Genomic DNA, 5429 nt, shown 5'->3' with positions numbered 1-5429 from the left:
TGGGGGCCGGAGGAGCGGCGCGGGCGGCGGTCTTCGGGCTGAAGGAGCGCGGGGCCGAGGTCTACGTGCTCAACCGCACCCCCCGGCCGGGCAAGCTGCTGGCGCGGCAGGCGCGCGCCAAGGCCATCAGCCGCCGCGACCTGAAGAAGCTGAGCTTCGACGTGATCGTCAACGCCACTCCCGTGGGCATGGGCGGCGGCCGCGGGGTGCTGCTGAAGGAAAAAGAGCTGAAGGCGCGCCTCTTCTTCGAGATGGTCTACGGCCCGGCCGAGACCCGGATGGCCAAGCTGGCCCGCGCCCGCGGCCTGGAGGTGGTCCCGGGGACGGAGATGTTCGTCCACCAGGGGGCGCGCCAGTTCGAGATCTGGACGGGCAAGCCCGCGCCCGCCGAGGAGATGAGCCGGGTGGTGGCCAAGGCCCTGGAAGAGCGGGCGGCGCAAGCGACCACGCAGAACAAGAAGAAAAAGAGGCGCTAGGGCGCCCGCTCTTTCCCGTTCCCGCGGAAGCGCCCCCCCGAAAAGCCGCGCCGGGCCGGGATTTTGGCCCATCAATTTGATTGCTATTTGGCCACGCGCTGGACTAGGATGGAATTGGTTGTGGACGTGGCTAACCGGCCATCCTCCATTGCAGGACATCGCAAGCCCTAAGTCAGCAGTTCTTCCACGAAGCTCCGGGCCCCTGGTTTTCTGTCAAACGCCGGGCGCAGCCGCCTGCGCCGGGCACAGTGTGGAGAGACTGAGATGGCGTGGTATGCGTACTGCATCACTGAGCAACAGGCCTTCCTTGGCGAGACCCGCGCGCGGCGTCCTTTTCCCATCGAACATCTGACCGGCATCGGCAGCAGCCGCGTGCTGGGCTACCCCAGCGGGGAGTTCGCGGTGATCGTGAGCGAGTACGCCCGCAGCGGGGAGCTGGACCAGCGCGCCATCCTCGACCACGCCCGGGTGGTCAGCGAGTGCTTCCGCAACACCACCGTGCTGCCCTTCCGCTTCGGCACCGTCTTCGAGAACGACGAGGCGCTGCGGCGGGCGGTGCGGGTGAACCGCAAGGCCTTCCTGGCCTCGGTGGACCGGCTGCGGGGCAAGGCGGAGATGCACCTCAAGCTGCTGGTCAAGCACAACTCGCCGGAGGCCGCCCTGGCCGAGATCGAGCTTCCCCTCACCGCCGGCGGCGAGTACCTGCGCAAGCTGCGCGACAAGGCCGCCCGCCAGCGCGAGCGCCAGACCAAGGCCCGCGCCCTCTCCGTCCAGGTGCACAAGCTCTTCCATCCCCTGGAGGAGGAAGTGAGCTGCAAGAAAGTGGACAAGGGCGGGATGCTGATCGACATCGCCCACCTCATCGACCACAAGTCGGTGGAGAAGTACCAGAACCGCTACAGCACCGCGGCGCGCCAGCTCAAGGACTGCGAATTGCTGATCAGCGGCCCCTGGCCGCCGTACCACTTCATGCCCGGCAAGCTGCGCACCGTCCCCGGCGAGAACTAGGGGCGGCCGCGGCAGCACGGTCCGCCACCGCCGTTCTCGGCCTTGCGGGTGTTTCCCGTTCAGCCCCCGCCCGGCGCCGAAGAACGCCTTTCTCTCCCGGCCCGATGGATAGTGCGAGGGGCCGCCGGCCAGCCGCGCTAGCGTGATGCTGCGGATGAGAAAGAGGCTTGCGGTGCCTTTCGATCCCCCCAACCCAAGGATCCCTCTGATCTGCTTCCCTGGCCCCGCGCTGCGGAGCCACCTGCTGCTTCCCTTCCGGTGATTCTCCCTCCACCCCAGGCCTCTTCTTCTTCCTGCGGACGGCCCCGGCAACGGGGCCGTCCCTTGTCCGCCCGCAGCGCCGGAAGCCGCGCGCGCCGAGGCGGCGTGCCGCTGGCGCCGAGGCCGCGGCGAACGCCCCCAGCAAGAGCAGTTGACGCTGCTTCGAGGGCGCGCTTATCATCTTCGATTAGCCCGAAAGAGGGGTCGCATTCCGGGAGGGTTCTGGCCTGCGGGCCGACGGTCATGGAAAAGAAACGGGTCGAACAGTTCAAGAAGCGGCTGGAAACCAGGCAGCAGGAGCTGCGGCGGGTGGTCTCGCGCACCGAGCAGGATGGCCGCTCCGCCGATGAAGAGGTGGCGCAGGACATCGCCGACAAGGCCGCCAACTCCTACACCAAGGAGTTCCTCTTCCACCAGAGCAACAGCGATCGCCACACCCTGCAACTGGTGGAGAATGCTCTGGACCGCATCCGCACCGGCGCCTTCGGGCAGTGCATCTCCTGCGGCGCCGACATCAACGTCAAGCGCCTGGAAGCTGTGCCCTGGACGCGCTACTGCATCGCCTGCCAGGAGAAGGTGGAGCAGGGACACCTGGAAGAGACCGGGGACTGAGCGTCTTTCTCCGCGCAAGATCCAAGCCGCCCCAGCGGGCGGCTTGTGCTTTTTGGACGCCCAGCTGCGCGGTCATTTCGGCTTGTCCTGCTGGTCGGGGGGCGGCGTCGGGGTGGGCGACGGCGGTGGCTGTTTTTGCGGTTGCTTCTGTTTCTGGCCGCCTAAGACCGTGTCCAGGATCTGCGAGAAGGGGTCGGTGGGCTTCTGCTGCTGACCCTGCGGCGCCTGACCCTGCTGCTGACCACCCTGCTGTCCCTGGCCCTGCTTCTTTCCGCCGAAGATGTCGATGATCTGCCCGCCCTGGTTGGGCTGCTGGCCTTGCGGCTGCTGCCCGCCCGGCCCCGGCTGCGGTTGTCCCGGCTTCTTCTGTCCCAGGATGGTGCCCAGGATGTCGGAGAGCTTGCCGGGATTGCTGAGCGTGGGCAGCATCTCCTCCAGCTTCATGCGGGCGATGGCCTCGTAGTCAGGGGCGTAGTGCGGCTGCGCGAAAGTGCCGGTCACGATCACCGGGATGACCAGCTCGCCCTTGGAGTTGGCAAGGGCGGTGGTCATGTAGCCGCCCACCTGGGTCCCGCCCACCTGGTCGCTGAACTCCTTGGAGAGCACGGCGACCACGTGCATGTTCAAGGTCTGGTCGGCGAGGTTGGCGCTGCCGCTGGCGGCGAACGAGCCTTCGCTGATGACCGCCTGCAGGTTCTGAGTGCTGGCCACGCCGTTGCGGATGTCGAAGTCGCCGCTCAGCTTGGCCAGGTCGGTGTAGGGCCGCTTCTGGCGCTTCAGGCCCAGGAACCGGGCCTGCTGTGCCAGCTCCCAGATCACGTCCATGTTGTTGATCCTGCCGTCGGCCAGGTTCAGGCTGGCGTTGCCGTTCAGGCTGCGCGCGATGTCGGCGGAGGAGGCGGCGGAACTGGCCGAGAAGCTGGTGTTGGCATTGGCCGCCAGCAGGCCGTAGAGCGTCTGCTTCAGCTTCGACACCGAGGAGAGCAACTGGTTGGCGTCCACCTTCTGCAGCTTGAGGTTGACGGTGTAGGTGGAGGGGGTGGGATGGGTGTCGATCACGATGGAGCCGGTCTCCTGCCCGCCGCAGACGTCGGCGGTGAGCGGGGCCAGGCGGATGATGCCGTGGTCCAGGGTGACGTTGGAGCGGGCGTTGCTCATCACCAGTTGGTCATAGACGAGGGTGGCGACGGTGAGCGTGCCCGAGCCAGTGGCGCGCAGCAGCGCGCTCTCCTGGGCGGGGGCGGCGTCGGCCCGCGGCACCAGGTCCCAGAAGCCGGGGGACGCGGCGGCGTGCGTCCCGGCGCCGCCGGCCATCATCTGCTGCCACTCCGCCACCACCATCTTGTCGGCGGCCAGCGTGAACTGCACCTGGGGGGCGTCGAAATTGCGCAGGGTCAGCGAGCCGGTGATGTTGGTCTGGCCCAGCCCGGCGGAGACGTTGGTCAGCACCGCGGAGTCGCGCGCGAACTGGAGGTCGGCATGGCCGACGCGCAACGGCTTGGTGAAGGCAGGCAGGTTCAGCGACGCATTCTCCAGCCGCCCGCTGCCGCTGTAAGTGAAGGGAGCGGAGCCCTGCAGCGGACCGGCGGCGTGCAAGTCGAGGTCCACGCGGCCGCTCCCGCTGATGCCCTCCGCCGCCGAGACTCCGTAGGCGTGGGCCAGGTTCAGCACCTCCGCCAGGCCGGCGTTCTGCGTCTTCAGGATGAGGTCGAGGGCGGCGGCGGGAGTGGTGTATTGCGTCAGGGTGAACTGCGCCGCCAGGGTGCTGCCGCCGGTGCTCGCCTGAAAAGGACCGGAGCGCACCTCCTGCGGCGAGAAGGTGAGCGAGATGGCGGGCACCGAGAGCGGCTGCTTCAGTCCACTGCCGCTGAGGCTGAGGCCGCGCCCGGCCAGGCTGCCGTCGTAGCTGAAGCTGCCGCCCTGGAGCGGGCCGGTGAGGTGCAGGTTCACGTCCAGCCGCCCCGAGCCGGAATACTTCTCGGCGGCGGAGAAGCCGTAGGCGCGGGCCATGCCCAGCACTTCACCCAGCTCGGCGTTCTGCGTGCTGAGCGTGAGGTCGAGCGCAGCGTCGGGCAGGCTGTAGCGGGCGAGCGTGAACTGAGCGGTAAGGGCGCTGCCCCCGGTGGTGGCGCGGAAGGAGTTGGAGCGGACCTCGGCGGGCGAGATGGCGAGGGTGACCTCCGGCACCTCGACCGGCTGCTTGAGGCTGCCGCCGCTGATGGTCAGGGCCCTGCCTCCGAGCGTGCCGCTGACGACGGGGCTGGTGAGCGGGCCCTGGGCGTGCAGGTCGGCCTGGAGCCGTCCGTCGATCTTCATCTTGGGATTGAAGACCACGCCGAAGACCGCGGCCAGGCGCGCCGCCTCGGCGATGGAGACCTCCGCCGTCTTGACCTGCAGGTCCACGATGGCGGGGGCGCCGTGGAAGTCGATGCTGCCGGTGACGGCGATGGGGGTGGAGCCCAGACGCAGGTTGCCCTTGTCGATCTGCAACTGGTCGCGGTCAAGGTCGTGGCGGAAGGCGTAGTCGGCGGCGATGGGGTAGCCCACGTCGTTGCCCCGCACCTTCATCTGCTCCAGGGTGAGCGAGCCTGAGGACGAGAGCTTCCCACCTTCGTTCTTGAGGTCGGCGCTGCCCGAGGCCACCGCCTCCACCTGGGCCAGCGCCGCGGCGTTCAGGAAGCGCTGCAGCCCGGAGAGCGAAACTTCGTCCAGCTTGAACTTGCCCTGGAAGGGAGTGCGGGCGTAGTCGTCGGGCACCAGCGGGCCGATGGTACCGCTCAGTTCCATCTTCTGATTGCCTTCTCCCGGCAGATGCGCCGCTACGTCCACGGAGAAGGCCTGGCCCGGCTGATAACCCTCCACCGAGAAGTCAATGTGGTCGTAGACCGAGCGCGGCTGGCCCTTCTCGAGATCGGTGAGAGCGACCGCGCCGTCGCTGACCTTGAAGTCCGCCAGCGTGAACCCCTGGCCTTGCGGGGCCGAGGGCGGGGCGGGCGCGGGCTGGGGCGCGGCCGCTCCGGCCGGCGCGGCCGAGGCCGGCTGTCCCAGGCTGGCGAAGTTCCACACTCCTTG

4 protein-coding genes are annotated in these 5429 nt (G+C 68.4%); 3 read left to right on the top strand and 1 reads right to left on the bottom strand.

Annotation, left to right across the window (positions count from 1 at the left end; genetic code table 11):
- The 3 genes from VEG08_13600 to VEG08_13590 all read left to right on the top strand — a co-directional run.
- A partial coding sequence (locus VEG08_13600; protein ID HXZ29022.1) for a shikimate dehydrogenase occupies window positions 1–476 on the top strand: 476 nt, incomplete at its 5' end.
- Between the two features lie 264 nt (window positions 477–740).
- Complete coding sequence (locus tag VEG08_13595) at window positions 741–1484, top strand: GvpL/GvpF family gas vesicle protein (protein ID HXZ29021.1); 744 nt, start codon at window positions 741–743, stop codon at window positions 1482–1484.
- A 504-nt stretch (window positions 1485–1988) separates the two neighbouring features.
- Window positions 1989–2357, top strand: a complete 369-nt coding sequence (locus tag VEG08_13590) for a TraR/DksA family transcriptional regulator (protein HXZ29020.1) — start codon at window positions 1989–1991, stop codon at window positions 2355–2357.
- A gap of 72 nt (window positions 2358–2429) precedes the next feature.
- On the opposite strand, the gene VEG08_13585 is transcribed toward VEG08_13590, so the two are convergent.
- A partial coding sequence (locus VEG08_13585; protein HXZ29019.1) for an AsmA-like C-terminal region-containing protein occupies window positions 2430–5429 on the bottom strand: 3000 nt, incomplete at its 5' end.

The organism is Terriglobales bacterium (assembly GCA_035624475.1).
Lineage (GTDB): Bacteria > Acidobacteriota > Terriglobia > Terriglobales > Acidobacteriaceae > DASPRL01.
This window is presented reverse-complemented; position numbering and strand designations above follow the sequence as displayed.

What these genes read in the sequence shown, in the direction of transcription:
- VEG08_13595 (HXZ29021.1), top strand. Translation starts at nt 741, where the DNA reads ATGGCGTGGTATGCGTACTGCATCACTGAGCAACAGGCCTTCCTTGGC.
- VEG08_13590 (HXZ29020.1), top strand. Translation starts at nt 1,989, where the DNA reads ATGGAAAAGAAACGGGTCGAACAGTTCAAGAAGCGGCTGGAAACCAGG.